General features: G+C 73.7%; 24 protein-coding genes. 14 read left to right on the top strand and 10 right to left on the bottom strand.

Translation table 11 applies throughout. The annotated features are described in order from the left end of the window. Positions 1-235 precede the first annotated feature (235 nt). Positions 236-2,896 (top strand): magnesium-translocating P-type ATPase, encoded by a 2,661-nt coding sequence (gene mgtA, locus P3H78_RS09270; protein ID WP_276108377.1) that lies wholly within the window; start codon positions 236-238, stop codon positions 2,894-2,896. 233 nt (positions 2,897-3,129) lie between these two features. Here mgtA and P3H78_RS09265 read toward each other — a convergent pair whose 3' ends face one another. Further along, a complete protein-coding gene (locus tag P3H78_RS09265) occupies positions 3,130-3,594 on the bottom strand; it encodes a universal stress protein (RefSeq protein WP_276108376.1) in 465 nt (154 codons plus the stop codon). 490 nt (positions 3,595-4,084) lie between these two features. Here P3H78_RS09265 and P3H78_RS09260 point away from each other — a divergent pair, with 490 nt between their 5' ends. Next, a complete protein-coding gene (locus P3H78_RS09260; protein WP_276108375.1) occupies positions 4,085-5,083 on the top strand; it encodes an ATP-binding cassette domain-containing protein in 999 nt (332 codons plus the stop codon). Then, positions 5,083-5,976 (top strand): ABC transporter permease, encoded by an 894-nt coding sequence (locus P3H78_RS09255; protein ID WP_276108374.1) that lies wholly within the window; start codon positions 5,083-5,085, stop codon positions 5,974-5,976. The genes P3H78_RS09260 and P3H78_RS09255 overlap by 1 nt, the downstream gene beginning before the upstream one ends. Positions 5,977-6,489: 513 nt before the next feature. Here P3H78_RS09255 and P3H78_RS09250 read toward each other — a convergent pair. After that, positions 6,490-7,383 carry a LysR family transcriptional regulator gene (locus tag P3H78_RS09250; protein WP_276108373.1) on the bottom strand — a complete coding sequence of 298 codons (894 nt, stop codon included), beginning with the start codon at positions 7,381-7,383 and terminating at the stop codon, positions 6,490-6,492. Between the two features lie 101 nt (positions 7,384-7,484). On the opposite strand from P3H78_RS09250, the gene P3H78_RS09245 reads away from it, so the two are divergent. After that, positions 7,485-8,573: an alcohol dehydrogenase catalytic domain-containing protein gene (locus P3H78_RS09245; protein WP_276108371.1), complete on the top strand. Its 1,089-nt coding sequence runs from the start codon at positions 7,485-7,487 to the stop codon at positions 8,571-8,573. A 325-nt stretch (positions 8,574-8,898) separates the two neighbouring features. Here P3H78_RS09245 and P3H78_RS09240 read toward each other — a convergent pair whose 3' ends face one another. Both P3H78_RS09240 and P3H78_RS09235 read right to left on the bottom strand, forming a co-directional pair. Next, positions 8,899-9,390 (bottom strand): hemerythrin domain-containing protein, encoded by a 492-nt coding sequence (locus P3H78_RS09240; RefSeq protein WP_276108370.1) that lies wholly within the window; start codon positions 9,388-9,390, stop codon positions 8,899-8,901. Between the two features lie 523 nt (positions 9,391-9,913). Then, positions 9,914-11,536 carry an aromatic acid exporter family protein gene (locus tag P3H78_RS09235; protein WP_276108369.1) on the bottom strand — a complete coding sequence of 541 codons (1,623 nt, stop codon included), beginning with the start codon at positions 11,534-11,536 and terminating at the stop codon, positions 9,914-9,916. 408 nt (positions 11,537-11,944) lie between these two features. On the opposite strand from P3H78_RS09235, the gene P3H78_RS09230 reads away from it, so the two are divergent. Then, complete coding sequence (locus P3H78_RS09230; RefSeq protein WP_276108368.1) at positions 11,945-12,649, top strand: HAD family hydrolase; 705 nt, start codon at positions 11,945-11,947, stop codon at positions 12,647-12,649. Between the two features lie 253 nt (positions 12,650-12,902). Here the strand turns inward: P3H78_RS09230 and P3H78_RS09225 are convergent, their stop codons facing one another. Together P3H78_RS09225 and P3H78_RS09220 are read right to left on the bottom strand one after the other, a co-directional pair. After that, a complete protein-coding gene (locus P3H78_RS09225) occupies positions 12,903-13,052 on the bottom strand; it encodes a hypothetical protein (RefSeq protein ID WP_276108808.1) in 150 nt (49 codons plus the stop codon). Between the two features lie 47 nt (positions 13,053-13,099). After that, positions 13,100-14,065, bottom strand: coding sequence for a pirin family protein (locus P3H78_RS09220; protein ID WP_276108367.1), 966 nt, complete (start codon positions 14,063-14,065; stop codon positions 13,100-13,102). Positions 14,066-14,229: 164 nt separating this feature from the next. On the opposite strand from P3H78_RS09220, the gene P3H78_RS09215 reads away from it, so the two are divergent. Further along, complete coding sequence (locus tag P3H78_RS09215) at positions 14,230-14,592, top strand: tetratricopeptide repeat protein (RefSeq protein ID WP_276108366.1); 363 nt, start codon at positions 14,230-14,232, stop codon at positions 14,590-14,592. A gap of 90 nt (positions 14,593-14,682) precedes the next feature. Here P3H78_RS09215 and P3H78_RS33500 read toward each other — a convergent pair whose 3' ends face one another. Further along, a complete protein-coding gene (locus tag P3H78_RS33500) occupies positions 14,683-15,009 on the bottom strand; it encodes a BlaI/MecI/CopY family transcriptional regulator (protein WP_438827928.1) in 327 nt (108 codons plus the stop codon). A 246-nt stretch (positions 15,010-15,255) separates the two neighbouring features. Here P3H78_RS33500 and P3H78_RS09200 point away from each other — a divergent pair, with 246 nt between their 5' ends. After that, the gene (locus tag P3H78_RS09200) at positions 15,256-15,915 is read left to right on the top strand and encodes a peptide deformylase (RefSeq protein WP_276108365.1); all 660 of its coding nucleotides are present in this window, start codon (positions 15,256-15,258) and stop codon (positions 15,913-15,915) included. A 75-nt stretch (positions 15,916-15,990) separates the two neighbouring features. Here P3H78_RS09200 and P3H78_RS09195 read toward each other — a convergent pair whose 3' ends face one another. Further along, on the bottom strand, positions 15,991-17,421 hold the full coding sequence (locus tag P3H78_RS09195) for a dihydrolipoyl dehydrogenase family protein (RefSeq protein WP_276108364.1): 1,431 nt from the start codon (positions 17,419-17,421) through the stop codon (positions 15,991-15,993). A 115-nt stretch (positions 17,422-17,536) separates the two neighbouring features. Here P3H78_RS09195 and trxA point away from each other — a divergent pair, with 115 nt between their 5' ends. Further along, the gene (gene trxA, locus P3H78_RS09190; RefSeq protein ID WP_276108363.1) at positions 17,537-17,941 is read left to right on the top strand and encodes a thioredoxin; all 405 of its coding nucleotides are present in this window, start codon (positions 17,537-17,539) and stop codon (positions 17,939-17,941) included. Positions 17,942-18,091: 150 nt separating this feature from the next. Here the strand turns inward: trxA and P3H78_RS09185 are convergent, their stop codons facing one another. Continuing rightward, positions 18,092-18,754 carry a TetR/AcrR family transcriptional regulator gene (locus P3H78_RS09185; protein WP_276108362.1) on the bottom strand — a complete coding sequence of 221 codons (663 nt, stop codon included), beginning with the start codon at positions 18,752-18,754 and terminating at the stop codon, positions 18,092-18,094. A 131-nt stretch (positions 18,755-18,885) separates the two neighbouring features. Between P3H78_RS09185 and P3H78_RS09180 the strand changes: the two genes are divergently transcribed. From P3H78_RS09180 to P3H78_RS09165, 4 genes are all read left to right on the top strand, one after another. Beyond that, complete coding sequence (locus P3H78_RS09180) at positions 18,886-19,449, top strand: NAD(P)H-dependent oxidoreductase (protein WP_276108361.1); 564 nt, start codon at positions 18,886-18,888, stop codon at positions 19,447-19,449. Positions 19,450-19,680: 231 nt separating this feature from the next. Beyond that, positions 19,681-20,718, top strand: a complete 1,038-nt coding sequence (locus P3H78_RS09175) for an alpha/beta hydrolase (RefSeq protein ID WP_276108360.1) — start codon at positions 19,681-19,683, stop codon at positions 20,716-20,718. A gap of 76 nt (positions 20,719-20,794) precedes the next feature. After that, entirely contained in the window at positions 20,795-21,625 is an 831-nt protein-coding gene (locus P3H78_RS09170; protein WP_276108359.1) for a helix-turn-helix domain-containing protein, read from the top strand. Between the two features lie 183 nt (positions 21,626-21,808). Beyond that, a complete protein-coding gene (locus P3H78_RS09165; RefSeq protein WP_276108358.1) occupies positions 21,809-23,236 on the top strand; it encodes an amidase in 1,428 nt (475 codons plus the stop codon). Between the two features lie 19 nt (positions 23,237-23,255). On the opposite strand, the gene cpt is transcribed toward P3H78_RS09165, so the two are convergent. Then, complete coding sequence (cpt, locus tag P3H78_RS09160; protein ID WP_276108357.1) at positions 23,256-23,801, bottom strand: chloramphenicol phosphotransferase CPT; 546 nt, start codon at positions 23,799-23,801, stop codon at positions 23,256-23,258. A gap of 63 nt (positions 23,802-23,864) precedes the next feature. Here cpt and P3H78_RS09155 point away from each other — a divergent pair, with 63 nt between their 5' ends. Next, complete coding sequence (locus tag P3H78_RS09155; protein WP_276108356.1) at positions 23,865-24,083, top strand: NfeD C-terminal domain-containing protein; 219 nt, start codon at positions 23,865-23,867, stop codon at positions 24,081-24,083. A gap of 134 nt (positions 24,084-24,217) precedes the next feature. Continuing rightward, complete coding sequence (locus P3H78_RS09150; RefSeq protein WP_276108355.1) at positions 24,218-25,708, top strand: SPFH domain-containing protein; 1,491 nt, start codon at positions 24,218-24,220, stop codon at positions 25,706-25,708. Positions 25,709-25,786: the final 78 nt, after the last annotated feature.

The following is a 25,786-nucleotide window of genomic DNA, read 5'->3' as shown; positions in this document are numbered from 1 at the left end:
GCGGGGGCATCACGCACCGGGCGTCGGACGCGGTGGGCGTGCCATGCTGGAACCCTGGAGGGCGCCGGGCCCTTGGACCCCGCGTCCTCACCGGGCGTGCCGGCCCCAGGGCGGCGATGCGTATGGCCGAGCAGCAGTGCCGAGATCGTGAGACCCGGTGCGGAGATCGTGAGACCCGCCGACGCCGCGGTGCGAGGCCCGGTCGGGGTGCGTCCTGCCCGCAGGGCGGGACCGGGTGAGTGCCCCTGCTCCGGCGCACGAGCCTGTGCTCGCGCCCGGGGTGATGTCGGCGGCGGCCCTGTCACGGGAAGAGGTCCTCCGTGAACTCCGTGTCGGCGCCGGACGGGGCCTCGGCAGCGAGGAGGTCGCACGGCGGCAGGCGCGGTTCGGCCCCAACGCGGTCGCCACGCACCGTGCCCGGGCGTTCCCCGTGCTGCGGCATCAGCTCCGCTCACCCCTGCTCGGACTGCTGGTGGCGGCCGCCGTCGCGTCCTTCCTGGTGGGCGAGCGAAGCGATGCGGTGATCATCGGGCTGATCGTGAGCGCGTCCGTGGGACTGGGCTTCGTCAACGAGTACCGGGCCGAGCAGGCGGCCGAGGCCCTGCACTCCCAGATCCGCCACCAGGCCGTGGCGCTGCGCGACGGCCGGGCCACGCTGGTGGATGTCACCGCGCTGGTCCCCGGTGACGTGGTGGAACTGCGTCTGGGCGACGTCGTTCCGGCGGATCTGCGGCTGCTGGAGGCCACCGGCCTGGAGTGCGACGAGTCGGTGCTGACCGGCGAGTCGCTGCCGGTGGACAAGAACCTCGCCGCGGTGGCGGCCGGGACCCCGTTGGCCGAACTGTCCGGCTGCGCTCTCATGGGCACCGTCGTCCGGAGCGGGGTTGCCGCCGGGGTGGTGGTGGCCACCGGGGCGCACACCGAGTTCGGCAGGATCGCCGCCGGTCTCGACACCCATCCGCTCGACACCGAGTTCCAGGTCGGTCTGCGGCGCTTCTCCCTGCTGCTGGTGTACGTCGCAGGCGCGTTGACGACCTCGATCTTCGTGATCAACGTGGCCCTGCACAAGCCGATCATCGACGCGCTGCTGTTCTCGCTCGCCATCGCGGTCGGTATCACCCCGCAGCTGCTGCCCGCGGTCGTCTCGACGAGTCTTGCCGCCGGGTCACGCAGGATGAGCCGGCGCAAGGTGCTGGTCAAGCGGCTGGTGTGCATCGAGGACCTGGGCGATGTCGATGTCCTGTTCACCGACAAGACCGGCACGCTCACCCTGGGCCGCATCGAGTACATGCGCGCCGTTCCGGTCGGCGACCACCGTGCCGAGGCGGTGCTGAGGTGGGGGCTGCTCAGCACCGAGGACGCGGCGCGGGACGCGCACGATGTCGGCGGGAACCCGCTGGACCAGGCCCTGTGGCGGTCTCCGGCCGCCGCGGGCGAGCGGGCCGAGCTGGACGGGTACACGCGGGTCGCGGTGCTGCCCTTCGATCACGAACGGCGCATGATCTCGGTCCTGGTGCGCGACGGGGACGGCCGCTCCAGCCTGGTCACCAAGGGTGCTCCGGAGACCGTCCTGGACCGCTGCGTCGAGGTCCCTCCCGGGGTCCGTGACGCGCTGACGGCCGAGTTCGAGGCAGGCAACCGGGTGGTCGCCGTCGCCACCCGGCCCCTCGCCCCCGGAGCACGGGCGGTCGGGCCCGAGGACGAGCGTGGGCTGGCCCTGGCCGGGCTGCTGGTGTTCCTCGACCCGCCCAAGCCGGACGCCGCGACGGCGCTGCGCAGGCTGGCCGACCTGGGCGTCGCGGTCAAGGTCGTCACCGGCGACAACGCCGCGGTCGCCGCCAAGGTCTGCCAGGACCTGGGGCTCACCGTCGCGGGCGCGATGACCGGTGGCGAGGTCGACGCCCTGGACGACGCCCGGCTGGTCGAGGCGATCACCAGGACCACCGTCTTCGCACGGGTGAGTCCCGAGGCCAAGGCCCGGATCGTGCACGCGCAACGGCGCAGCCGCGGCGGCGTGGCCTTCCTGGGCGACGGAGTGAACGACGCACTGGCCCTGCACGCTGCCGACGTGGGCATCTCCGTCGACTCGGCCACCGACGTCGCCAAGGACGCGGCCGACGTCATCCTGCTGGAAAAGGACCTCAACGTCCTCGCGGACGGGGTGGTCGAGGGCCGCAGGATCTTCGCCAACACCATCAAGTACGTGTTGATGGGCACCTCGAGCAACTTCGGGAACATGGCCTCCGCCGCGGGTGCTTCGCTGTTCCTTCCGTTCCTGCCGATGCTCCCTTCCCAGATCCTGCTGAACAATCTTCTCTACGACAGCAGTCAGCTGGCCATCCCGACGGACAACGTGGACGAGGAGCAGCTGCGGAAGCCCTCACACTGGGACATCGCCTTCATCCGCCGCTTCATGATCTCCTTCGGGCCGCTCAGCTCGGTGTTCGACTTCGTCACCTTCGGCGTGATGCTCTGGGTCTTCCACTCCGGTCCGGCCCAGTTCCGCTCCGGCTGGTTCGTCGAGTCACTGGCCACCCAGACCCTGGTGATCTTCGCCATCCGCACCCGGCGCATCCCGTTCCTCCGCAGCCACCCCAGCCTGCCGCTGACTCTCGCCGCGCTCGGCGTCGTCACGGTCGGCGCGGTGCTGCCGGCCACCCCACTCGCCCGCACCCTGGGGTTCCAGCCTCTTCCCGGAGCGTTCTTCGCCACGCTGATCGGCATGATCCTGGCCTACCTGGCCCTCATCGAAATCGGCAAACGGCTCTTCTACGGGGCTGCCGTCGCGGCACCTCCGGTTCCCGGACGCTACGCCGGACGTCGTCACCAGCGGCGCCGGGCCGGCCGCTTCAGCACCGCCGCGCACCGTCCCACGCCCGCCGACGGGCCGCCGTGACGCGGACCGCCGGCCGTGCGGTGAGCGCGGCATGAGCGGACCGCGAAGCGAGACACCCTCCGGGGGACCAGCAGTCGGATGCGCGCCACGGCCAGGCAGGGGCAGGGACCACGCTCCACCGACGAACCGACCGGGTGCGACGCCAACCGACGTGAGGGGGTCCCCGGTCCGGGGTGTCCACGACGTACCGGTTCGTCGTCCGGCCGCCGGTGGTGGTGTGCGCGCCGCGCCGTTCACGTTCCCCCGCCCGAGCCACGGATCACGACGACGGGACACGGGGCGTGCTGCACGCAGTGCATGCCGACCGAGCCCAGCAACGCCTCGCGGAATCCGCCGCGGCCCCGATTCCCCACGACCAGCAGCTGAGCTCCTGCGGCGACGTCGAGCAGAACGGCTGCCGGTTGACCGTGCACCGAGGTGGGGCGAAGGGCGACCGCACGTTCCGGTCCGGGACCCAGGGCCTCGTCGACGGCGCGGTCCAGGATCCTCCGCGCATGCACCTCGAAGTCGCCCGATTCCTTGTCCGTGGGCGGGACCATGCCGAGCCAGGGTGTCGGATACTCCCAGGCGAAGACGGCCTCGACCGCGGCACCGGTCAGTTTCGCCTGGCCCACCGCCCATCGCAGAGCCTGCTTCGAGGGTGCGGAGCCGTCGACGCCCACCACGATGCGCGGGGCGAGTGTTGCTTCATTGCTCATCAGGCACACCTACCGGATCGCGCTGCTTCACTTCCCACCATCCCCGTGGCAGCGAGGGACCGCCACCTCGGCCGGGGCATGCGCACCCGGCACCGGGGATGCCCGCTTTCCGGACTTCAGCCCGCCGTCCTGCCGGGCTTCCTCGGTGGCAGGCCCCGCTCGTGCGCCCCACCGCCCGGCCGGCCTCATCCGGCCGCACCGGTGGCAGGCCCCGCTCGTGCGCCCCACCGCCCGGCCGGCCTCATCCGGCCGCACCGGTGGGCCCGGAGCGTCCGAGCCGCCTCTCGGGGGGCGGAGCCGTCCCGCCCGCTCCCGGGATGCGGAGCCGTCCCGACGGCGTTCCACTGGGATGGTGGACGAGGGGGTCGGCTGCGGTCCACCGGTTGCCGCCGGCGTGACGGATGCCGGACGAGCAGCGCCGGGGCCGCCGCCCGCACGTGAGCCGGTGCCGGGTACCCCCTCCGGCGGCAGGCCGAGCAAGAGGTGGCCGATGAAGCCGGAGAGCCGCGCCGCGGAAGGATCGTCCCCACGGACCCCGGCGTCCGAGGTCGCGATCGTCACGACCGGTCTCACGAAGGTCTACCCGAAGGCGGACTTCCGGGCGGTCGACAGCCTCGACCTGCTGGTGCGCCGCGGGGAGCTCTTCGGGCTGCTGGGCCCCAACGGGGCGGGGAAGACCACGACCGTCGGGATGCTGACGACCAGGGTCGTGCCCACCGCCGGGTCCGCCCGCGTCGCGGGGGTCGACGTGGTGCACAAGCCCACGCTGGCCAAGCAGCTCATCGCGGTGGTCTCTCAGCAGAATACGCTGGACAGGGCGTTGACGGTCCGGGAGAACCTCTATTTCCACGGGCTCCTGTTCGGGTTTCCGCGGCGCGAGTCGAGGAGGAGGGCCGACGGACTCCTCGACGATTTCCGCCTGTCCGGGTGGGCCGACTCCTCCGTGTATGCGCTGTCCGGCGGGATGGCGCAGCGGCTCATGGTGGCACGGGCGATCTTCCACCGTCCGGCGGTGCTCTTTCTCGACGAGCCGACCGCCGGCCTCGATCCGCAGAGCCGGCTTGCTCTGTGGGAGATGCTCGACCAGTTGATCGCGGAAGGGCAGACGATCATGCTCACGACCCACAACATGCAGGAAGCGGACCACCTCTGCGACCGCGTGGCGATCATCGACCACGGCAGGATCCTCGCCCTGGGCACCCCCTCCGCCCTCAAGCAGAGCCTGGGAGCCGACACGATCGTCACGGTCGCCACCTCGGGCCGGCCGGAGCAACTGGCGAGTCGGCTCGACCACGACATCCGCGACGTCGTCCGGACCAGGCTGCTCGACGACCGCGTCGAACTCCAGGTCAAGGGCAACGACCGCCTTCTGCCCAAGGTCGTCGCCAGTGCCGAACGGGGCGGGTTCGACCTGGTCGACCTGTCGATCACCGAAAGCACGCTGGAGACCGTCTTCATCAGCCTCACGGGAAAGGACCTGCGGGACTGATGTCCGGTGCCCAGGCTTCGTCCCGTTCCGCGGACCCCGCGGAGCCCGGACCCGGTCCCCGGACGAGGACCGCGACGGCGTCCAGCCGTACCGCGCTGTCCGCGCTCGTCCAGCGCGATCTGACCGTCCTGAGGAAGAACTTCGGTGAGTTCGTGGGACGCACCGTCATGCAGCCGTTCCTGCTCGTGTTCGTGTTCCTCTACGTCTTTCCCTCGATCGGGCAGGGCGTCGGCTCCTCCGGGGGAGCACACGGGGAGTCTGCGTTCGCCACGGTGCTGGTGCCGGGAGTGGTCGCCATCGCGATCATGTTCCAGGGCATTCAGTCGGTCGCCATCCAGATGTCCCAGGAGTTCGGCTTCACACGGGAGATAGAGGACCGGGTGCAGGCCCCCTGTCCCCTCTGGCTGGTGGCCGTTGCCCGGGTGCTCTCCGGGGCGGCCCAGGGACTGACCTCGGCCGTCATCGTGCTGCCGATCGCCGCGGTGGTCCACGCACCGGGCGTCCACCCCGACCTGAGCATCCACTGGTGGATCGCGGTCACCCTGATCCCGTTGTCCTGTGTCGCGATGACCTCACTCGGGCTCTTCCTGGGAACCTCCTTCGAACCGCGGAACATCGGCGTCATGTTCGGCTTCGTGATTCTGCCGCTGGTCTTCCTCGGCGGCACCTACTACCAGTGGACCAGGCTGTCCACGCTCGAGGTCGGCGGCTTCCCCTGGCTCCAGGCCCTGGTGCTCCTCAACCCGCTGATCTACATCAGCGAGGGCATGCGGGCCGCGTTCACCGACATCTCCCACATGCACCTCTGGATCATCTACCCGGTCCTGTCGCTGTTCTGCGTCATCTTCCTCGGGCTCGGCCTGCGCAACTTCCGCCACCGGGTCCTTTCCTGACCCCGACCGCCGGCTCCCGCCAAGGGGTGTCCCCGGCCCCGCCGAGCCCCCCGCAGATCGACGCGGTGCGCGCCGACGCGTCATCCCCCTCCCTGATCAGCGAGCTCTTCCTCGCGACTCGAGAGGCGGGAGTATGCCCGGCAGGGGAAGGTGCGGCAGCGTGACCTGGGGCCGGTCTCCGTGGTGCAGGTGGAGCCGCTGCTGAACATTCACCTGCTGCCGCTGCTGGGCAGCCGGCGGATGCACACCTTCGACCACGAGGTGGTGGAAAGGCTTCATCCAGAGCATGGAACGCCACAGGGTCGGCCTGGCCGCGCAGGCGAACGCGTTCGCGTGCCGGCCCGACAGGCTCCATTCGGTCTGGCAGCGAGTCCCCTTGCCTCGGGGGAAGGCTGGTGCCGTGACGGCGGCGAAGCCGATGGCCGGTACCGCCGGGCACAGGCCGACGGCGACCACCGTGCCCACCCGTGAGGCGGAGGGTGTGCAGGCGATCGTGGCGGCCTTGGCTGCGGTTCAGGCGGTTGAAGTGATCGCTCGGGCAACGGCCGTGATGGCCGGGGTGGGGTGGCCGGGGAGGCGTGCCACGAGCACCCGGCGGATCTCGGGGGGTGCGCCGTCCACGCGCAGCAGGCTCACCCCGGGCAGCAGTACCGGTGAGAGCCGGGACGGCACCGTCGTCACGCCGAAGCCGCCGGCGACCAGCTGGAGCTTCGTCAGCCAGTCGCGCGCGGAATGGACGATGCGCGGCCGTCCGGGCAGGCCGGGCCAGACGCCGAGCAGCGGCTCGGAGCTCGATGACGGGGTGGCGATCCACGCGGCGTCGACCAGCTCGTCGACGTGCACCGTGGTGCGTCCGGCGAACTCTCCGGTCGACTGCACCGCCACGACCAGTTCGGTGTCCGCGACGGTCTCGATGTGCAGGCGTGGTGGGTCGCCGTCGAAGGGCCGGTGGGGCGGGCGGGATGTCAGCACGGCGAGGTCGAGCGAGCCCGCGCGCAGCGCCCGGATCAGAGTGGGCGTGGTGCCCTCGCTGGTGGTGACCGTGATCTGCGGGCCGGTCGCCGCGAGGTGTGCGAGTGCAGCGGGCAGGATCGCCGCGCCCGCGCTCAGGAACACCCCGAGCCGCACCGGTTCGGCCCGGGGGGCGGTGCCGGTGAGCTCACGCTCGGCCGCGGCGAGAGAGGCCAGGACCGTGTGGGCGTGCCGCAGCAGGGTCAAGCCGGAAGCGGTGAGCCGTACCCCGTCCGGGCGGCGTTCGAACAGGGTGGTGTGGGCGCTGCGTTCGAGGGCGGCGGCCTGGCGTGAGACGGCCGACTGCGTGTAGCCGAGTCGGGCAGCTGCCGCGGTGAAGCTGCCGGACTCGGCGATCTGCCGCAGAACCCGCAGTCCCGCGCTGGAGATGTCCATGCGGCATACGCATACCACGAATGCCGGATCATCGCTTCCTGCATGCTCACCCAGCTCCTAGTGTCGATCCGACAAGGCCGGACGAACACGGAGGTCATCACGTGCGAGCAGCAGTTCTGACGCAGTTCGGCGCCCCTCTCACCGTGCAGGAGATACCCGACCCCGAGGCCGGGGGCGGTGAGGTGCTGGTCGAGGTCCTCGCCGCCGGCGTGGCGCCCTACGCGGCCGAAGTCTTCGGCGGCGAGAGGAACTACCCCCTGGTCCCTCCCGTCGTGCCCGGTGTCGGCGGCGTGGGTCGGATCGTCCAGGCAGGCCCGGACGCCACCCGCCTGCGCGCCGGCGACCTGGTCTGGTGCGACTCGACGGTGCGCTCGCGGGACGACGCGCTGACGCCCGACATCACGCTCCAGGGCTGGAGCGCGCGCGGCGAGGGCGGCGCGCGGCTCGCCCGTCACCTGCACGACGGTTCGTTCGCCGAGCTCATGCGGGTCCCGACGGAGAACGTCTTCCCGCTGCCCGCCGTGGCAGGGGACGACCCGGCCCGCTGGGCCGCACTCACCGTGCACGCCATCTCCTACGGCGGGCTGCTCGCAGGCGGCCTCGCAGCCGGTGAGACCCTGCTGGTCAGCGGGGCCACCGGCAACCTCGGCAGCAGCGCGGTCGCGGTCGCGCTCGCGATGGGAGCGGGTCGCGTCATCGCCCCGGGCCGCAACCGGGCCGCGCTCGACCTCCTCGCCGACCGGTTCGGTCCGCGTGTGCGCCCGGTCCCGCTCACCGGGGACGAGGCCGGCGACCGCGCGGCGATGTCCGAGGCGGCCGACGGCCCGATCGACATGGTGATCGACCTGCTCCCGCCGAGCGCGCCCAGCTCGGCGTCGCGCGCGGCGGCGATGACCGTGCGCGAGTACGGCCGCGTCGTCCTCATGGGCGGCGTCGGCATGCTCGGTGGCGACGACCTCGCACTCCCCTACCCATGGATCATGCGCAACTCGGTCACCGTGCGCGGGCAGTGGATGTACCCGCGCACCGCCAATGTCGGCATCATCCGGCTCCTCGCCTCGGGCACCCTCGATCTCGCCCCCGAACGGGTCCGGTCGTTCGGCCTCGATGCCGTCAACTCCGCCGTCGCGTACGCCGCCGCGCACGGTGGCCCGTTCGACCGCACCAGCCTCACCCCGTCGACGGGCTGAGCCGGCCCACTGGTCCCCACCACCCGCACCCTCCGCCACCATCACGAGCAAAGGCGGCCACCCTGCTGCTGTTTGACGTGAACGAAGCCGATCGGCCCTCGGCCGGCTACTGCTTCCTGGCGGCGCTGCCCGTATCAACCTCGGTGAGGACGCCCGGCTTGACCAGGCGTTTCAACGCGGCTCGGGTGCCTTCAAGGGTTCTTCGGCAGCAGGTCGTGGTCGAGGCGCCCGGACTCATCAGCAGCTGAAAACGGGGCGTGCCGGCCCAGGGGCCGTGCAGTCGACCCGGGTTCCATGGCCCATCGGGATGTCGCCCGAGGCACGGTCAGGAGTTGACGATGCGGCGGACGTTGTCGACCGAGCCGCAGCCGGACTTCAGCTGACGCTCGCGCTCCTCCAGAAACGCCATTCCCAGTTCTTCGCGACGTTCCATCGCCACGTTCTCACGCGCCCCGTTGAGGATGGTGCGCTCCTCCTCATCGGCGTGGTGGGTCACGGCCTCCACCAGGTTCTCCAGCTTGGTGTCCCACTCCTCGGAACCGACCTCCTCCACCTCAAGGAGTTCCAGAAGAGCCTTGTTGCCCTCGTCGTGTTCGTGCTCGCCGTGTTCCACTTCTTCGTTGTCGATGTCCTTGTACCTCTTCAGTGCGGGATAGACCTTGGCCTCTTCGGCCAGCGCGTGGGCGATCAGCAGGTCCGCGAACTCCTGGAGCGCGACGGCTCGATCGGCTTCGACGCTGCGCATCAGGCGGAACAGGTCCTCCATGCGCCGATGATCCTGGAGGATGAGATCGACGGCGTCCTGAGTCTCGGCCATGACGGGTACCACTTTCGTGCGAATCGGTTGGACGAACTACCGCCTACCCTCACGGCCTGCAGTGATGGCTTCCCGGCTGCGCGGCCACGACACCGCTTCGATGCACCCGTCCGGCCGAGCTGTATGTACTTCCCCGCACGGAACGGCAGAGCCTCCCGGAGGCAACGCCTCGACCGTGCCGCCGGGCCCGTCGTTTCCTGATCCGCCCAGTGGGCACACGTCGGGTATGGATCAGGCGCGGATGCCGTGGGGCGCAGGCCCCATACGGTGCAGGCGAGCGGAGGGTACACCCTGCTCGAGCCGGCCCGGTCCCGCCCTCATGTGCCCGTCGTCGGCACCCCGGGCGACCGCCTGACCTCACAGGGCGAACGCGTGACAGCCATGTGGAACCGGCGCGCCTGTGCGCCGGTCAGCCACCGAATCCGAACGGACGAGAGGGGCCGAGTCATGAGTACCTCCGAGGAGAACGACACCCCGCAGGTCGACGAGGAAACAAAGGAACGGTCCGCGGAGCAGCGGAACATCACCGCGCCCACCCCGCCGGACGTGCGGACCGACGGCGAGGACGACGACGAACCCGACCCGCCGAAGGCTGAGACCCGGACCCCGTAACCGCGGGCTGGTCGGGGTCCGGGCACGCGTCGGCGATGCGGATCTCGCGGCTGGTCTCCACCACGGGGGACGGCGAGGTGGACACCGGACCGGTGTGCGGGCCGGGCCGCCCCCGCCCGCCACGCGGCAGGCCCGCGTCAGCCGATCTGTTCGGCCAGGGCGACGACGATGCCTGCGGGGCCGCGGACAGCGATTCGACGTCGGGGACGACGGCACCGATGCCGGTGCGGGCCGAAAGCCCCGCGAGCCCGTGCGTCCCTCCTGCCCGAGCAGCTCTTCGCGCGGGCCGGCGCCAGGGCCGGAAGACCCCTGTGCACCGAGTCCGGGGCGGCCCCCTCCCGGCGGAACCACCGGTCAGTCGTTCACACGGTGCAGCGCCGGTCCGTCGGCCCGCGCGGTCCATGTCGCCGGGCGCACGGGCAAGCTCGAGAGCGATCCGTTCGATGTCGTTCAGCAGCGCCCCGCGCAGGACCAGACAGGACCGGCAGTCGGCAGCGCTCGCCTCGGAGAGCGTGGAGAGACCTTCGAGCGACTCGTGGGCACGGTCGAGGAGGACCGCGACCTCCTCCGGATCCGTGTCCGCCACCCGGCCTACGTGTTCGGCGGCTTCGGCCAGGTGGGTGAGCGCGGTGGCACAAGCGTGGCGGAAGGACTGCGTGAGGCAGTGTCCCTGCCCGTGGGCGGCGTGGTCCAGCGTGCGGGTCAGCGACCGCAGGTGCCCGACGCAACTCCGGACGATCTGCACGGCCGCTTGGGACCGCTGCAGCAGACGGCGCGAACCGACCCGGTCGGGACGCGGGTTGAGCCAGTCGTTCTCCTGCTCGGCGGCCACGGCCGCGGCCGTCCGCTCGGTCTCCTCCGCCAGCTGTGCCGCTGCACTCCTCCACGCGGCGCTGTCCGTGAGGTCTCCGGTTTCCTCTCCCCCACGCAGCCCGGCCGCCACGGTGAACAGGTCCTCGGTGAGCCGCAGATGCAGGTCGGCCACGGCCTTCATACGATCCAGCGGCCTTCGAGCCGGAGCGACCACGGACTGCACCACAGCGCCGCACACCGCTCCGACACCCACTGAGGCGACCAGGGCCCCTACGTAGCCGAGGCGCCCGTGACCAGCGTTGAAGGCGAAGATCGCCACGACGACGACCTGGAGCCCGTACTCCCCCAGCCGTTTGGAGCGAGCCAGCACCAGACCGGCCAGGGTCAGCAGGGCGAATGTCCAGACGCGCACACCGGCCAGCGACGCGAGCCCTGCGGCGAGCGCCGCGCCCAGCGCCAGTGCCGCGCCGTACTGCGTGCCGTGGCGCAGCGACCGGTACAGGGTGGCCTGCAGTACCAGTATGGCTGTGAGCGGCGCGAACGAGACGACGGCCGAGGGCAGGAGCGCCCCTGCGGCCCCCCAGGCAAGGGTCGCCGCCAGCACGGTTTTCGCTACCAGTACGAGATCGTCCCGCTCCGCGCCCGGCGCCCGCAGGCCGGCCCGCACGGACTGGCCCAGTTTCCTAGCCGGGAGAAGCGCCCCCTTGATGCTTGCTTCCACGCTTCCTGCCTGAGCCTTGCGTTCTCCATGCCGTGTCGGCCCACCGCCTGACCAGGGCCCGCGCACGTGCTGAGGCCCGGGAGCACCGGTCACCCGGCGCGGCACGCGGGCCCCTGCCGTGCAGCCGAGGCGACCGAGAGGTCGAAGTCCGCCGACTCGGCGGGAGCGACATGGTCCACGAGGTCACGGGGACCGGCCTGCTCGGTCATCGTCGCGTGTCCGAGCCGACCATGCTTCAGGAGTCCCCACTCGGGAGAAGAGGAAACGGGTGCGCGGTCCGTGGCCCGCAAGGCCGCGTAGCAGGCCCGATTTTCGTGCGGCGGAGAGCTTCTCGAGCCACCCGTGGGTACCCGGTGCCGACGGACCGCGCGATCCGGCGGGCCGACCAGGAGCGAACGGGAGGCGGGCATGACCAGGACCAGGGAGACACCGGCTGCGGTGCTCTTCGACGTCGACGGCACACTCATGGACACGGTGCCCCTCCACACCGTCGCGTGGTGGGAAGCATTCCGGCAGCAGGGGCGGACCGTCGCGATGTCGCGCATTCACCGCGCCATCGGGATGAGCAGCGGGCATCTCCTGGACGCCCTGCTGGGTGAGGACCGGCCGCGTGACGCCGACGGGGTGGTGAAGGCGGCCCACGACGCGCTCTACGCGCAGTACTGGTCGCGCCTCGCCCCCCTGGACCGGGCCGGCGACCTGCTGCGGGCGTGCGCCGGCCGGGGAATCCGGGTCGTTCTGGCGTCGTCCGCGTCCGGGCCGGACGCGGACGCGATGCGCAAGGCCCTCGACGCCGACGACGCCATCCATGCGATGACCACGGCGGACGATGTGAAGGCCGGCAAACCGGCGCCGGACCTCGTGCAGCGGGCCCTGGAGAAGAGCGGCTCCTCCGCCGAGCGGGCCGTGTTCGTCGGCGACGCCGTGTGGGACGCAGCGGCGGCGGGAAAGGCGGGTGTGCGCTGCCTCGGATTGCTGTCCGGGGGCGGATTCTCCAGCGAGGAACTGCGTGCCGCAGGTGCGGAGGCGGTGTACGACTCGCCGGCCGATCTCCTGCACCGCATCGACGAGAGCGCCATCGGCGAGCTGGCTGAGGCACAGGGCGGCATCTGACGAGGTCCTCCCCCACGGCGTTCGTTCAGCGGCCCGGCCGTCCAGCGCTGCGGACTTCTGCCCGGTTGCGCGCGCGGCGAGACGCCGCTGGACGCCGGACAGGCCCGGTGGCAGGTGCCGCTGAAGGGCGGCCCGAGCGGCGTTGGCTCCGGGAGCATCGTGCTCCGTGTGCGGGGGCGATCCGATGTCCCCGGGGCGGCGCGCGGGGACCCGACCGGAAGCTCCTGGGGGGACTCGACGCGCGCGCCCCGCCTCAAGGCCGCGTCGTCCGCAGCCGCAGGTCCACCTCCTTCTCCTGATCCCCCGACGCCTGGCCCTCCTCATGGACGTCGAACGCCGCGCGCAGGACCGTGCAGAGCTGGTCCACAGCGGCGTAGCCGCCCTGGAAGTCGAGCGGCAGCACCCGACGGGCCTCCCCCGCTCACCCCGACGCCCCTGCATTCCTCCAGGTCAGCGAACCCTTCCTCGCGGTTTGAGGGGCACCTGCGGCAGCTCGGGGGCCGGCAGCGGAGCCCCGTCGTACCCCTTCACCTCCCCGAATCGCGACCCTTCCTCCCAGTCCCGCCGGGCCTGGACGATCTCCTCCTGCGACCGTCCGATCCAGTTCCAGAACATGAGGATCTCCTCGTCGAACGGCTCGCCGCCCAGGAGCATCAGGCCCGCGTCGGACGCGGCGCGCAGGGGGAGTTCGGTGCGGCCGCAGCCGAGGTAGAGCATCGAGCCGGGCAGGACGGGGACGCCGTCGACGTGGGTCTCGCCGGACATGCACAGCACGGCGTACTCGAAGTCCGGCTCGAGCGGCAGGCGGACGTCCGCTCCGGCGGTCAGGGCCAGGTCGGCGCCGACGACGGGGGTGTACGCCGTGCCCGGCGACGTCGCGCCGTCGAGGGTGCCGAGGATCGGGGTGGCCGTGAGGCCGGGCGCCGTCACGGTCGGCAGGTCGGCGTGGTGCTCGAAGTGCGGGTCGGTGTGGCGGTGGCGGTCGGGGAGCGCCACCCAGAGTTGCGCACCGTGCAGCAGACGGGCGTGCGAGGCGGGGCTCTCCTCCGAGTGGCTGATCGCGCGGCCGGAGGTCATCAGGCCGAGCTCGCCGGGGCGGATCATCTGCAGGCTGCCGGTGGAGTCGCGGTGCAGGACCTCGCCCTCGTGCAGCCAGCTCACCGTCTGCAGGCCCATGTGCGGGTGCGGGGGCACCTGCATGCCGGGCTCGTCGGCGATGTCGTCGGGGCCGTAGTGGTCGACGAAGCACCAGGCGCCCACCATGCGGCGGCCCAGGTTGGGCAGCAGCCGGCGGACCTCGGTCGACTCGCCGAGGCGGACGCGCCGGGGGCTGAGGAGTTCGCGTACGGGTTCCGCCACCACGAACCCACGGCCGCCGCACACGGCGGGGACCGACTCGCGATCAAGATTGCTCATGGCGCCCAACCTAGCCGCGCGGGCGGCGCGCCGTCAGCGTGTCGTCCGGCCGGTTCCGGCACGCCGTCGCCACCCGGCCGCTCCGCGGCGTGCAGGGGAATATGCGATCGAGGGGGGCCGTTGTGGGGCGCGCAGGTCACCACCTCGTGCGGAGGAGGTCGGGCGTGGACACGACGTACTACGGCCACGGAACGCCCGCGGAGCGCTGGGAGCGTGCGCGGATGTTCTTCGACGCCCGGGACTACGCCGCCGCGGCGCGCGTGCTCGGCGGGCTGGTGGAGGAGGTCCCCGAACAGACCGGGCCGCGGCTGCTGCTGGCGCGGGCCTACTACCACTCCGCCCAACTGAAGCGGGCCGAGGCCGAGTTGCGGATCATCGTCGAACGCGATCCGGTGGAGGCGTACGCGCGGCTCATGCTGGGCCGCACGCTGCAGCGGCAGGGGCGGCACGAGGAGGCCGGAACGCATCTGCGGATCGCCTCGGCGCTCTCCGGTGACGTCGACCGGTCACCGGGGCCCGTGCGGTGACGGCTCGGTGGCCCCGCCCCGGGGCGGCGGGCGCCGTGGGCCACGGACGCGGGGCCGCCTGCAGCGGTGTCGCCGCATGCGGGACCGGGATCAGCGTGACCGCGGAGCCGGCCGACGGCGTCGCCGGGACCACCGCCCCGGCGGCGGCGCCCCGCACGGCGGCGCCGGCCGCCGTCCACACCGGCGGCCGGTGCCGGGCGGCGGGCGGGGGCGCCGGAAGGGCGGCGACCCGGCGCGGCACGGGTCCGGCCGCCGCCGCGGCGGGCGCATCCGCAGCGCGGCCGGGCGGACGGCGTCCGCCGTCGGCGTCCCCGCGAAGGAACGGCCCCCGCGTGCGCGGGAGACGGCGGCCTTGGCGAGCAGCCGGGTCAGGAGGGTCACGGCGGTGGTGTACGCGAGGTCGCCGCCGAGCCGCACCTGCGCCCGGGAGGCGGTGACCGGCCCCTCGGCCTCTCACAGGGCGGCGGGCGCCTGGTCCTCCGGCTCGCCCGGCCGGCGGCGGGCCCGCCGGCGCTCCGTCGCCGTGTCCCGTCTCCCTCCGGCCTCGCTCCTTCACGCCCGCGGCCGGTCCTGCGTCCCGCCGAGCCGCCGAGCCGCCGAGCCGCCCGGAGCGGTCCCCGCGTGCGGGAGCGCGCCCGACCGCGGCCGTGGCATGCTGGCGCGATGGCATCAGGCGACGCGTCCGCACCCCTTGCCGAGCAGATCGAGCAACTCCTGGCCCCCGGCGGCCCGTTGCCCATCGTCGCCGCGGGTGACCCGGTGCTGCGGCGGGGTGCGGTGCCGTTCGACGGGCAGGTGGAGCCGGCGCTGCTGGCCCGGTTCGTGGAGGCGCTGCGGGTCACCATGCATGCGGCGCCGGGCGTGGGCCTGGCCGCGCCGCAGGTCGGCGTGGGGCTGCGGATCGCGGTCGTCGAGGATCCGGCGCCGGTGCCGGAGGAGGTGCGGCGGGCGCGGGGGCGGGTGCCGCAGCCGTTCCGGGTGCTGGTCAATCCCGCGTACGAGGCGGTCGGCGCGGACCGGGCCGCGTTCTTCGAGGGCTGTCTGAGCGTGCCGGGGTGGCAGGCCGTGGTGGCGCGGCACGCCGCGGTGCGCCTGCGGGCGCTCGACGAGCACGGGCGGCCGGTGGACGAGGTCTTCACCGGCTGGCCGGCGCGGATCGTGCAGCACGAGACGGACCATCTCGACGGCGTGCTCTACCTCGACCGGGCCGAGACCCGCTCCCTGTCCTCCACCGAGGCGCTGGCCCGGTACTGGTCCCAGCCGACGCCCGAACGGGCCGCCGATGCCCTCGGGTTCCGCCTGCCGGGGGCGGACCCGTCCTGAGGGGCGCGCCCCCGCCCTCCTCCGCCCCGCTCCCCGGCAGGGGCCACCGGCCGCTCCGCCCGGCGGCGAGGGCGTTCAGCCCCGGTACGCCTCCAGCAGCCGCAGCCACACCTCGCTGATCGTCGGATACGACGGGACCGCGTGCCACAGGCGGGCGACGGGGACCTGCCCGGCGACCGCGACGGTCGCCGAGTGGATCAGTTCGCCGACGCCGGGGCCGACGAAGGTGACGCCGCGCAGGATCTCCTCGTCGAGGTCGACGACCATCCGGGCGCGGCCCCGGTAGCCGTCGCCGTACAGGCCCGCCCCGGCGACCGAGGCGAGGTCCACGTCGACGGCGCGCACCCGGTGGCCGGCCTGCTCGGCCTCGGCCAGGGACAGGCCGACGGCGCCGGCCTCGGGGTCGGTGAAGACGACCTGCGGGACGGCGTGGTGGTCGGCGGTGGCCGCGTGCGCGCCCCACGGGCCGGTCTCCAGCGGGGGCGCGCCGGCGGCGCGCGCGGCGATGGCGGCACCGGCGATCCGGGCCTGGTACTTGCCCTGGTGGGTGAGCAGCGCACGGTGGTTGACGTCGCCGACGGCGTACAGCCAGTCGGTGCCGTCCACCTGGAGGGAGTCGTCCACGGGCAGCCAGGAGCCGGGTTCGAGGCCGACGGTGTCCAGGCCGATGTCGTCGGTGCGCGGGGCGCGCCCGGTGGCGAACAGGATCTCGTCGGCCTCGATGCGCTCGCCGGAGCCGGTGACGACCACGACGGTGCCGTCCTCCCGGGTCACGGACTCCACGGAGGTGGCGGTGCGGACGTCGGCCCCCGCCTCGACGAGCGCCTCGGCGACGAGCTCGCCCGCGAAGGGCTCCATCCGGGACAGCAGCCCCTTGCCGCGGACCAGGACGGTGACCCGGGAGCCGAGGGCCTGCCAGACGGTGGCCATCTCGGTGGCGACCACGCCGCCGCCGACCACGATCAGCCGGCCGGGCACCTCCGGGGAGCTGGTGGCCTCGCGGCTGGTCCACGGCTCGACGTCGGCCAGGCCGGGCAGCGGGGGCAGCTGGGCGCGGGTGCCGGTGCACACGGCGACGGCGTGCCGGGCGGTGAGCACGGTCCGCTCGCCGTCGGGGCCGGTCACGGTGACCGTGCGGGGGCCGGTGAGGCGGCCGTGGCCGCGATGGAGGTCGGCGCCGATGCCGTCGAGCCACTGGACCTGGCCGCCGTCGTGCCAGTGGGAGGTGTACTCGTCCCGGTGCGCGAGGACCGCGGCGGCGTCGAGGGGGCCCTGCACGGCCTGGCGCAGGCCGGGCACGCGGCGGGCGTCGGCGCGGGCGATGACCGGCCGCAGCAGGGCCTTGCTGGGCATGCAGGCCCAGTACGAGCACTCGCCGCCGACCAGCTCGCTCTCCACGACCGCGGTGGACAGGCCGGCCGCGCGGGTGCGGTCGGCCACGTTCTCCCCCACGGGCCCGGCACCGAGCACCACGACGTCGTACGCGATGGATTCCGTTTCCGTCATGGGGTCAGTCTGGTGGGTGGTGTGCGTACCGGCCACACGGGTACGCGCGCGGAATACCCGTAGGGTCGGCCGTGTTGTGCCGACGGCTTCACCCCACACCAGGAAGAGGAACGTGATGAGCAGCACCGTGGAGCTCACCAAGGAGAACTTCGACCGGACGGTCACGGAGAACGAGTTCGTCCTCATCGACTTCTGGGCCTCGTGGTGCGGGCCGTGCCGTCAGTTCGCCCCGGTCTACGAGAAGGCTGCGGCGGAGAACCCCGACCTGGTGTTCGGGAAGGTCGACACCGAGGCGCAGCCCGAGCTGGCGGCGGCCTTCGGGATCCAGTCGATCCCGACGCTGATGATCGTCCGGGACCAGGTGGCCGTGTTCGCGCAGCCGGGCGCCCTGCCCGAGCCGGCGCTGGCGGACGTGATCGGGCAGGCCCGCGACCTGGACATGGACGAGGTGCGCAAGGCGGTCGAGGAGCAGCAGGGGCAGGCCGCGCAGGACGGCCAGGGAGGTCAGGACGGCCAGTAGGACGGTCCGGGGCCCCTCCTCCGGGGTGCCGCCCTCCGTCGGTGGCCCGCCCTCCCCGGAGGGCCCCGGCCACCCGGTCCCGACCGTGCGCACGACGGGCCCCCTCCGGTGTCGGAGGGGGCCCGTCGGCGTGGTCGGGGGCCCTCGGCGTCAGCCGGCCCGCGCGCAGCCCGTCACACGGGTCACGAGGTCGTGCCAGCCCTCCTGGAGGCGCTCCATGGGGACCTGGCACTGGCGGGTGAGGTGGTGGATCAGGGCGGGTTCGAGGTAGCCCAGGAGCGTGTGGGCGAGGAGTTCGCTGTCGCCGTCCGGGACCGCCTGCCGCAGCAGCATGGCCACGTGCGCGTACTGCACCCGGCGGGCCGGCACCAGGAAGCGGCGGTCGGGGACCGGCTCCGCCGCCATCTGGAGTTCCAGGTCGTCGGCGGCGCGGCGCAGGGCGGCGCAGCCGAACGCACCCAGCCGCCGGGCGGGCGGCGCACCGGGGCCCAGCGGGGGCGGTCCGCTGAGGAGGGCGGCCTGGAACTTGCGCTCGGAGTGGTCGAGCAGGGCCCGCAGCAGGCCGGTGCGGTCGCCGAAGCGCCGGAAGACGGTGCCCTTGCCGACCTCGGCCGCGGCGGCCACGGCCTCCATCGTGACCCCGGCGGCGCCGTGCTCGGCCACCAGTCTCGCGGCCGCGTCCAGCAGCCGGGCCCGGTTGCGGGCGGCGTCGGCGCGCAGGCAGGGCTCGTCCGCCTCGGTGCCGATGTCGAGCAGCACCGGGACACCCAGGGGCTCCTGGGGCTCGGTCTGGGGCGGCAGCGCGCTGGACATGACGACAGCGTAAAGCATCGGGAATGAAACTGGACCGCGGTCCGGTTAGTTTGGTAAGAGTTAAGCGGACCCCGGTCCGGATCGAGACCGCACCGTCTCGACGTGCATACCAAACCCCCCTGGAGACCCCCATGTCCGTCCGTATCCTCGCGCTCGTCGGCAGCCTTCGCGCCGGTTCGCACAACCGCCAGCTCGCCGAGGCGGCCGCCAAGCTCGCGCCCGAGGGCGTCGAGGTCGAGCTCTTCGAGGGCCTGGCCGAGGTCCCCTTCTACAACGAGGACCTCGACGTGCCGGACAGCGTGCCGGCCGCCGCCGCCCGGCTGCGCGAGGCCGCCCGGGCCTCCGACGCCTTCCTGTTCTTCTCCCCCGAGTACAACGGCACCATCCCGGCCGTGCTGAAGAACGCCATCGACTGGCTGTCCCGCCCGTACGGCGCCGGCGCCTTCGACGGCAAGCCGGCCGCCGTGGTCGGCACCGCGTTCGGCCAGTACGGCGGTGTCTGGGCGCAGGACGACACGCGCAAGGCCGTGGGCATCGCGGGCGCCAAGGTGATCGAGGACCTGAAGCTGTCCATCCCGGGCTCCGTGACCCGCTTCGCCGACATCCACCCGGTCGACGACGCCGAGGTCGCCACCGGGCTGACCGAGGTGGTGGCCCGCCTGCAGGGCACCGTCGGCGGGTCCGCGGCCGCCTGATCCTCCCGCACGCAGGAGGGCCGGTACCGGGTGCGGGCCCGCCGAGCAGGCCCGCGCCGGGAACCGCCCCTCCTGCGCGCCGCGGGCCGGGGCCGGCCCGCGGCGGTGTGAGCTGCGTCCTCCGTGCGCGGGCCCGGGTGTGAAACGGGGGCCGCGGGAGCACTCGGATCCCGCCGGCCTCGCACCGGCCTCGCCGTACGGGCCGCCGCGGCCCCCGGACCAGGAGCCGCCATGACGTCCCTCCCGCCCCCGTTCGACCCCGAACTCGCCGCCGCGCTGGAGCCCGTGGGGGAGCTGCTGCGGTCCGGATTCACCCCGGCGGACATCGAACCCGCGCGGCAGGGCCCCTACATGCAGCTCCTCGCCGTCCTGGACCTGACCATGGGCGGTGCCTTCGAGGTCGAGGACCGCACGGCACCCGGGCCGCCGGGCGCGCCCGACGTCTCCCTGCTGGTCTGCCGTCCCACCGCAGGGCCGGCCGGTGTGCCGCGGCCGGTGATCTACCACGTCCACGGCGGGGGCATGGTGCTCGGCACCAGCCGGCTCGGGGTGAACGTGGTCCTGGACTGGGCCCGGGAGCTCGGCGCCGTCGTCGTGTCGGTGGAGTACCGGCTCGCGCCCGAGCACCCGCATCCCGCGCCCGTCGAGGACGTCCACGCCGGACTGCTGTGGACGGCGGAGCACGCCCGGGAGCTGGGCGGCGATCCGGACCGGATCGTCCTGGCGGGCGCGAGCGCGGGCGGGGGGCTGGCCGCCGCGCTGGCGCTGATGCTCCGGGACCGCGGCGGCCCCCGGCCGGCCGGGCAGATGCTGCTCTGCCCGATGCTGGACGACCGCAACGACACGCCGTCCGCGCACCAGATGGCGGGCGTCGACGTCTGGGACCGCGCCGCCAACGAGACCGGCTGGACGGCCCTGCTCGGCGACCGGCGCGGCGGCCCCGACGTGTCGCCGTACGCGGCACCGGCCCGCGCGGGGGACCTCGCCGGTCTGCCGCCCGCCTTCCTGGACGTCGGGTCGGCGGAGACCTTCCGTGACGAGGTCGTGGACTACGCCTCCCGCATCTGGCAGGCCGGCGGCGTGGCGGAGCTGCACGTCTGGCCGGGCGGGTTCCACGGCTTCGACGGCTTCGCCCCGGAGGCCGCGCTGTCCCGCTCCGCACAGGCCGCCCACCTGGACTGGCTGCGCCGGCTCCTCGGCGAGGCCGGGGACACCGGGGGCCTCACGGACGCCGGGGGCCCCGGGGACGTCAGCGGCCTCGGGGGGTGAGCCTCCGGGGGGCCGGGTTCGCGATGGTCCCGGCGGCCGGCCGCGGCGGAGGGTGCGCCGGAGTTACCGTGGGGCTGTGGCCTCCGACCCGTCGGCGGCACCGGCCCCTCCTCCGGCCGCCGCCGACCCCATGACCGCGCTCGCCGTGCTCGGCGACGCGTCACGGTGCCGGCTGCTGGACTTCGTACGACGGGCCCCCGGGCCGGTCACCCGCGAGGAGGCCGCGGCCGCCGCCCGGATCTCCCGCAAGCTGGCCGCCCACCACCTGGACCAACTGGTCGCCTCGGGCCTGCTGCGGTCCCGCCGCGGCCCGCAGGGACACCGGGTGCTCGGCCGCGCCCCGAAGGTGTACGAGCCCGGCCCGCACGTGGCGGTGATCGGCCCGCCGCAGCACGGGCACGAACTGCTGGCCTCGCTGCTGGCCGGGACGCTGGCCGGCCTGAGCCCGGGCGAGGACGCCCGCGGCGCCGCACTGCGGGCGGCCCGGGAGCGCGGCGCGGCCCTGGGCCGCGGCCTGTCCCCCGCCGACGCCACCGCCCTGCTGGAGTCGCTCGGCTATGCGCCGGCGAAGAGCACGGACGGGCGGACCGTGCTGCACACGTGCCCGTTCCGGCAGGTCGCCGCCGAGGCGCCCGGGCTCGTCTGCGGCCTCAACCTCGCGTTCCTCCGCGGCTGTTTCGCGGCCTGCGGCGACGGCGCCCTCACCGCCGTCCCGGTGCCGCACGCCGGCCTCTGCTGCGTCGAGCTGCGCCCCGCCCCGGTCCGCCCCGACGTCCCCCACCCCGGCAGCGGCGACGGGCCACCGGGCCGAGGATCACTCCCGGCCCCGGCCCGGCAGGCGCCCCCACGCCCGGGGGGCGCAGGTACGCACCCGGGCCGGGCACCGGATCCGCGCCCGAGCGAGTAGACCCGCCCGGCCGGCCGGCGGGCCGCAAGCGGACGGGCCCATCCGTCTCACTCCGCGCACCACCGCTCCTCGGCCAACGCGGCGCCGTACGCGCCGCCCCTCGGCCAACGCGTCGCACGACCGTTCCCCTGCGACCGCCGGGAGGTTACCGTTCGGTAGACCACGCGCTCCCGGAGGTGCCGCATGCCGCTCGACCGCGCCGCAGGGCTGGCCGAGACCGCCCGATTGCTGGCCGCCGGGGAGGTGTCGTCCCGCGCGCTCGTGGAGGCGGCCCTGGCCCGGATCGAGGCGACGCAGGGCACCCTGAACGCCTTCCGGGTCGTACGCGCAGAGGCGGCCCTGGCGGAGGCCGGGGCGGCGGACCGCGACCTCGCGGACGGGGTGCGCAAGCCGCTGCTCGGGGTGCCGGTCGCCGTGAAGGACGACATGGACGTGGCGGGCGAACCGACCGCGTTCGGCTGCCCCGGTGCCTTCCCCGCCGTGGCCGAGGACGGCGAGGCGGTCCGGCGGCTGCGGGCGGCCGGGGCCGTGATCGTCGGCAAGACGAACACCTGCGAGCTGGGGCAGTGGCCGTTCACCGAGGGGCCCGCCTTCGGCGACACGCGCAACCCGTGGGACACCGGCCGCACCCCGGGCGGCTCGTCCGGCGGTTCGGCAGCGGCGGTCGCCGCCGGGATCGTCCCGGCCGCGCTGGGCTCGGACGGCGCCGGGTCGGTGCGCATCCCGGCCGCCTGGACGCACCTGGTCGGCATCAAGCCGCAGCGCGGCCGCATCTCGACCTGGCCGCACGGCGAGTCCTTCCAGGGCATCACGGTCAACGGCACCCTGGCCCGCACGGTGGCCGACGCCGCGCTGCTGCTGGACGCCGCGGCCGGCAACCATCCGCGGGACCCGCACCGGCCCCCGGCGCTCGACGTCTCGGCCGCGGTGGGCCGCGACCCCGGACGGCTGCGGATCGCCCTGTCGCTGAACCCGCCGTTCACCGCCGTACCCGCGCGGCTCGATCCCGAGGTGCGGGCCCGGGTCGTCGAACTCGCCGGCCTGCTGGCCGCGTCGGGGCACCACGTCGAGGAGGCCGATCCGCCGTACGGGCAGATCGGGCTGACGTTCGTGCCGCGGGCCACCGCCGGGATCGCCGAGCGGGTGCGCGGGACGCCGGAGCCCGCACTGCTCGACCGCCGCACGCACGCGGCCGCCCGGCTGGGCCGGCTCCTCGGCGGGCCGCCGCTGCGCATCGCCCGGCGTGCGGAGGCGCTGCTGCACCGCCGGATCGGCGCGTTCTTCGACACGTACGACGTGGTGCTCGCGCCGACCACGGCGGCGCCGCCGCTGCGGATCGGCGCCCTGCGGGACCTCGGCGGACTGGCCACCGACCGGGCGATGATCGCCGCCTGCCCGTACGCCTGGCCGTGGAACGTCCTGGGCTGGCCCGGCGTCAACGTGCCCGCGGGCTTCGTCTCCGGCGGCCTGCCGGTGGGCGCCCAGCTCCTCGGTCCCGCGCACAGCGAGCCGCTGCTGGTCTCCCTGGCCGCCCGGCTGGAGGAGGAGTCGCGCTGGTTCGAGCACCGGCCGCCGGACCACACCCCGGCTCCCCGGCCGGCGGCTCCCTGAGGGGTGTGGCCTTCAGGATCTATGCGGCCGGCCGTTCCAGCCGCGCGGCGATGGTGCGCGCGCACGCCAGGGACTCGGTGTGCGCGGTGTCCACCTCCAGGTCGTAGTGCACGCCGTCATGGACCGCGTCCGCCTGGAGCGCGGCCATCCCCCGGGCCCGGTCGCCCCGGGCGATCTCCCGGCCCGTGGCGACCTCGCTCGCACACCGTACGCCCACCCAGAGCACCGGCAGTCCGTCCAGCGCCTTCCGCCACCGCTGCTGGGACCCCGGTCCGCCGAGGAAGACGTCGTCGACGACGATCCGGGCCCCGGCGCGGGCCATCGCCGCGATGCCCTCCGTCCAGGCCTCCTCCAACGCCCGGAAGACCGACCCGACTTCGACCCCGCCGTCCGCGCCGATCGCGATCCCGGCCTCCGCGTCCCGCATCCTCGCCGGCAGGGCGTCGACGAACGAGTCGCACCCGAACGCCAGCCACGGATCCGGCAGCACGTCCTGCAGGCACCGCACGATGCCGGACTTCCCGGAGCTGGAACCGCCGTTGAGAATGATCACCCGAGTCTGCACCGCGCCACCGTACGCCGGAGCCGGGACCGTCACGAAACGACTTTCCGACCGTACCCTGTGGCCATGGACGATGCGTCGATGGTGGGGCTCATGGGGCGGGTCACCGGCACGGTGGGACCCGGGCTCGTCGGTGAGGTGATCGTCCGTGTGCGGGGCGGGGCCGAGCACTTCCTCGCCCACCCGGCCGACGGAACCGGCCGCCTGGAACGCGGCACGGTCGTGATGGTGGTGGAGCATCTCCCGCCCAGGACGGTCTACGTCACTGCCGCGTACGACAGTTGAGCACGGTTCGTCGCAGGTGAGAGCCGTACGCGTCAAGATTGCAACAAGGATGCGTCAGTGTCTTCACCCGCGGCCGGGGCAGGAGCACACTCCCCTTCGTTCGGTGCCGAAAGGGCACCATCCAAAGGGGGCGCATGCCGATGATCGTCGGCGTAGTGGCGGGGGCGGCGGTCGCTGCCGTCCTCGTTCTGATCGGTCTGTTCAAGCTGATGTGGCGGGTCGCCGAACCGAACGAGGCACTGATCATCTCGGGGTCGAAGCACCGGACCGAGGGCCTCGAGGAGGGCATGGGCTTCCGCATCGTCACCGGGCGCGGCACGCTGGTGCTGCCCGGGGTGCAGGCGGTGCGCAAGCTGTCGCTCGACCTGAACGAGACCGAACTGCACGTGGACTGCGTGACGCACCAGGGCATTCCGCTGAAGGTGCGGGGCGTGGTCATCTTCAAGGTGGGCGACGACTTCGTGTCGATCGCGAACGCGTCCCGTCGCTTCCTGGACCAGCAGCGGCTGATGGCCGAGCGGGTGCACAACGTCTTCGCCGGCCATCTGCGTTCCATCGTGGGCGGGTTGACGGTCGAGGACATGATCCGCGACCGGGAGAAGCTCACCGGCCAGACCCGGGCCGCCTGCGGAACGGAGATGGAGAAGCTCGGCCTGATCGTCGACTCGCTGCAGATCCACGAGATCGAGGACCCGACCGGCTACATCCAGAACCTGGCCATGCCGCACGCGGCGGCGGTCCAGCGGGACGCGCGCATCGCGCAGGCGGAGGCGAACCGTCTCGCCACCGAGGCGGAGCAGCAGTCGTACGCCCGGATGGCCGAGGCCACCCGGGACAGCGAGATCCTGCAGGCCGGTTACCAGGCCGAGCGGGACAAGGCGGCGGCCTCCGCACGCCAGGCCGGGCCGCTCGCCGACGCGGGCGCCCGGCAGGAGGTCGTGGTCCAGGAGACGCGGGTGGCCGAGCTGGAGGCCCACCGGCGCGAGCAGCAGCTCCAGGCGGACGTGCGCAAGCCGGCCGACGCCAGGGCGTACGAGAAGCGCACGCTGGCCGAGGCGGAGCGCGACGCGCGCATCTCGGCGGCGCAGGCCAAGGCGAAGGAGACGGAGCTCGCGGCGGCGGCCGAGGCGACCCGGGTGAAGGCGGCCGCGGGCGCGGAGGCCGAGGCCACCAAGACCCGGGGCGCGGCCACCGCGGCGGCGACCCGGGCGACCGGTGAGGCGGAGGCGGCCGCCGCCCAGGCGAAGGGCCTCGCGGACGCCGAGGCGACCCGGGCCCAGGGTCTGGCGGAGGCGGAGGCGATCAAGGCGCGGGCCGCCGCCCTCGCCGAGAACCAGGAGGCCGTCGTCGCCCAGCAACTCGCCGAGAACTGGCCGGAGATCGTCCAGGCGGGCGCGTCCGCGTTCGGCAACGTGGACAACATGGTGCTGCTCAACGGCGCCGACGGCATGGCCGAGTTGTTCGCCAAGGCGCTCACCATGGGCGGCACGGGGCTGGGCCTGGCGCGTCAGCTGCTGTCGTCGATGAACCAGAACGACCGGAGCACGAGCGGGCCCTCCCCGTCGCTGAACGGGGTCACGGCGCCGCCGTCGCAGAAGGTCCCGGTGGAGCGCGAGGAGGACTGAGCCCGTGGGGCGGGGCCGCTGACGCCCGCCCCGCCCCACGGGCGACGGCCCGCGGACCCTCCGCACGGAGGGTCCGCG

It is taken from the genome of Streptomyces tropicalis (assembly GCF_029269835.1).
Lineage (GTDB): Bacteria > Actinomycetota > Actinomycetes > Streptomycetales > Streptomycetaceae > Streptomyces > Streptomyces tropicalis.
The sequence above is the reverse complement of the archived record's forward strand: the minus strand, read 5'-3'. Positions and strand labels throughout refer to the sequence as shown.

What these genes read in the sequence shown, in the direction of transcription:
- P3H78_RS09265 (WP_276108376.1), bottom strand. Translation starts at nt 3,594, where the DNA reads ATGAGCAATGAAGCAACACTCGCCCCGCGCATCGTGGTGGGCGTCGAC.
- P3H78_RS09260 (WP_276108375.1), top strand. Translation starts at nt 4,085, where the DNA reads ATGAAGCCGGAGAGCCGCGCCGCGGAAGGATCGTCCCCACGGACCCCG.
- P3H78_RS09255 (WP_276108374.1), top strand. Translation starts at nt 5,083, where the DNA reads ATGTCCGGTGCCCAGGCTTCGTCCCGTTCCGCGGACCCCGCGGAGCCC.
- P3H78_RS09250 (WP_276108373.1), bottom strand. Translation starts at nt 7,383, where the DNA reads ATGGACATCTCCAGCGCGGGACTGCGGGTTCTGCGGCAGATCGCCGAG.
- P3H78_RS09240 (WP_276108370.1), bottom strand. Translation starts at nt 9,390, where the DNA reads ATGGCCGAGACTCAGGACGCCGTCGATCTCATCCTCCAGGATCATCGG.
- P3H78_RS09230 (WP_276108368.1), top strand. Translation starts at nt 11,945, where the DNA reads ATGACCAGGACCAGGGAGACACCGGCTGCGGTGCTCTTCGACGTCGAC.
- P3H78_RS09220 (WP_276108367.1), bottom strand. Translation starts at nt 14,065, where the DNA reads ATGAGCAATCTTGATCGCGAGTCGGTCCCCGCCGTGTGCGGCGGCCGT.
- P3H78_RS09200 (WP_276108365.1), top strand. Translation starts at nt 15,256, where the DNA reads ATGGCATCAGGCGACGCGTCCGCACCCCTTGCCGAGCAGATCGAGCAA.
- P3H78_RS09195 (WP_276108364.1), bottom strand. Translation starts at nt 17,421, where the DNA reads ATGACGGAAACGGAATCCATCGCGTACGACGTCGTGGTGCTCGGTGCC.
- trxA (WP_276108363.1), top strand. Translation starts at nt 17,537, where the DNA reads ATGAGCAGCACCGTGGAGCTCACCAAGGAGAACTTCGACCGGACGGTC.
- P3H78_RS09185 (WP_276108362.1), bottom strand. Translation starts at nt 18,754, where the DNA reads ATGTCCAGCGCGCTGCCGCCCCAGACCGAGCCCCAGGAGCCCCTGGGT.
- P3H78_RS09180 (WP_276108361.1), top strand. Translation starts at nt 18,886, where the DNA reads ATGTCCGTCCGTATCCTCGCGCTCGTCGGCAGCCTTCGCGCCGGTTCG.
- P3H78_RS09175 (WP_276108360.1), top strand. Translation starts at nt 19,681, where the DNA reads ATGACGTCCCTCCCGCCCCCGTTCGACCCCGAACTCGCCGCCGCGCTG.
- P3H78_RS09165 (WP_276108358.1), top strand. Translation starts at nt 21,809, where the DNA reads ATGCCGCTCGACCGCGCCGCAGGGCTGGCCGAGACCGCCCGATTGCTG.
- P3H78_RS09155 (WP_276108356.1), top strand. Translation starts at nt 23,865, where the DNA reads ATGGACGATGCGTCGATGGTGGGGCTCATGGGGCGGGTCACCGGCACG.
- P3H78_RS09150 (WP_276108355.1), top strand. Translation starts at nt 24,218, where the DNA reads ATGCCGATGATCGTCGGCGTAGTGGCGGGGGCGGCGGTCGCTGCCGTC.